Origin of the sequence: Archangium sp., from assembly GCF_036389735.1 — a bacterium.
In the GTDB taxonomy this organism is placed as follows: domain Bacteria; phylum Myxococcota; class Myxococcia; order Myxococcales; family Myxococcaceae; genus Archangium.
Genome location: NZ_DASVWK010000437.1, coordinates 1 through 1,968, shown reverse-complemented (window position 1 = coordinate 1,968; position 1,968 = coordinate 1). Strand labels below are relative to the sequence as shown.

Sequence of the window (1,968 nt, the reverse complement as noted above, 5' to 3'; positions counted from 1 at the left end):
CCCCTCCCCCGCCTCCAAGTCCTCGCTCCTCCTCTTGCTCCAGCGCTTCGTCCAGCTGAACCCCTGGAACAGCCGCCTCGCCGGCCCCAGCAGCTGCGGCAGGCACGTGAGGCCCGGCCACTCGGCGCTCCTCTCCACCAGGCCCTCCTTCACCCCATGGGCCAGCACGTAGCGCAACCGCCCCACCAGCGCCTCGTCGCACCTTCCGACCCATGCGCCCTCCGCTGCTGGGGTAGCCTCCCCGCCCGCCCCGGCGGTCCGGGGCCTCGGAGGCTCGGATGGCAGCACGCAAGGCGATGGCGAAGAGGACCCCCAGGAAGAAGACACCCACGAAGAATCCCCCTGCGAGGAAGAGCGCCGCGAGGAAGACGCCCGCGAAGACCCCGGCGAAGGGCGCGGTTGCGAAGAAGGCGCCTGCGAAGGGCGCGGCCGCCAAGAAGACCCCTGACCGCCAATACCTGCGCCGCGAGGACCTCGGCGCCCCGGCGGACGCCTTCTTCGCGCAGCAGCCCCCGGAGCGGCGCGAGCACCTCGAGGCCCTGCGTGCCCTGGTGAAGAAGGCCGCCCCCGGCGCCCGCGAGTCCATGAAGTGGGGCATGCCCTACTACCAGCTGAAGGGCGGGTTCTGTGCGCTCTACACCTCGAAGACCTACGCCGCCCTCAACATCATGGCGCCCCCGGAGAAGCTCGACGACCCGGAAGGAAAGCTCGAGGGCACCGGGAAGACCATGCGCCACCTCAAGGTGCGCAGCGCCGCGGACCTCGACGAGGCGAGCATCCTGCGCTGGGTGAAGGCCGCGGTGGCGCACCACTCCTGAAGGAGGCACGCCCGGATCGCCCCGGAGGTGACGACGCCCGTGTCGGTGACGGTGGCGAAGGTCGGCGCGGCCCTCGCGGCGCTGCGCTAGAAGCGAGCGGCTGCGCGGCCGAGACAAGCGCATCGGCATTCGACCCGGGGTGTCCGACGACTCGTAGGGAGCACCGCGAGCGCGGCCAGCTCACCCGGCTGCCGCTGGCGGCCCCATGCCCCGGAAAAACAAAAGGCCCCAGGTTCCGGAGAACCTGGGGCCCTTCATCAGTGGAGGCGGCGGGAATCGAACCCGCGTCCGAAAGCCTTCCGTCCTTTGACCCTACGTGCGTAGTCCGCGGTTTGTTACGTCCCCCAGACTCCCACGGACGGGATTCTGTGAGCCGGTCCTGGGAAGTCTCGCCGTCGAGAGTCCAGGCCCCCTCGACAGCCAGCCCGCATTATGACGGTCCTACCCCACCCCACGGGCCGAGAGCGGGGGGACCGCGCACTAGGAAACTGCTATTTAGGCAGCCAGCGCGAGCTCAACGTTGTCGTTGGCTTTTGTGTCTTTGTCGGTGGTTTTACGAGCGAACCAACAAGCTCGGCACGCGTCTCGAACTTCCATGCCCCCGTCGAAACCGGATCGCCCCCTTCGGGCACTTCAACTTCACTGGGCACTTCCACTACTTCTTCGTTGCTCCATTCACCTTAACCGCTGACGGCGCCCGGTCAATCCTCCTGACGCCTCGCGGTGTCGTTCTCCAACGTCCTCACCCAGATGCCCGCCCGCTCGCGGGAATAGCAAGTAGGCTGGTGTGTGCTTCCGCTCCATGAGGACACGCATGCCTCGAAGGTTCCTACCCCTCCTGCTGCTCCTGCTCGGCACGGCCTTCCCCGCCGCCGCCCAGCCGGCCCCCGCCGCCTCCCCCTTCTTCCCCTACCCTCTCAAGGTCGATCGCCTGCCCAACGGGCTCACGGTCGTCCGCGTGCCCTTCAACTCGCCCGGCCTCATCGCCTACCAGACCGTGGTGCGCGTGGGCTCGCGCAACGAGGTGGAGCCCGGCAAGACGGGCTTCGCCCACTTCTTCGAGCACATGATGTTCAAGGGCACGAAGAACTTCCCCGAGGGCGAGCGCGAGAAGGTCATCAGCACCTACGGCTACGACGACAACGCCTTC

2 protein-coding genes, 1 other RNA gene and 1 pseudogene are annotated in these 1,968 nt (G+C 68.1%); 2 read left to right on the top strand and 2 right to left on the bottom strand.

The genetic code is table 11. The features are described from left to right. Nucleotides 1-186, bottom strand: a pseudogene (locus VF794_RS15695) (hypothetical protein); the annotation flags it as partial. Between the two features lie 92 nt (nucleotides 187-278). Between VF794_RS15695 and VF794_RS15690 the strand changes: the two are divergent. After that, entirely contained in the window at nucleotides 279-818 is a 540-nt protein-coding gene (locus tag VF794_RS15690; protein ID WP_331111197.1) for a DUF1801 domain-containing protein, read from the top strand. A gap of 258 nt (nucleotides 819-1,076) precedes the next feature. Here the strand turns inward: VF794_RS15690 and ssrA are convergent. Next, nucleotides 1,077-1,441, bottom strand: a transfer-messenger RNA (tmRNA) gene (gene ssrA / locus VF794_RS15685). Nucleotides 1,442-1,632: 191 nt separating this feature from the next. Between ssrA and VF794_RS15680 the strand changes: the two genes are divergently transcribed. Then, a partial coding sequence (locus tag VF794_RS15680; protein WP_331111195.1) for a M16 family metallopeptidase occupies nucleotides 1,633-1,968 on the top strand: 336 nt, incomplete at its 3' end.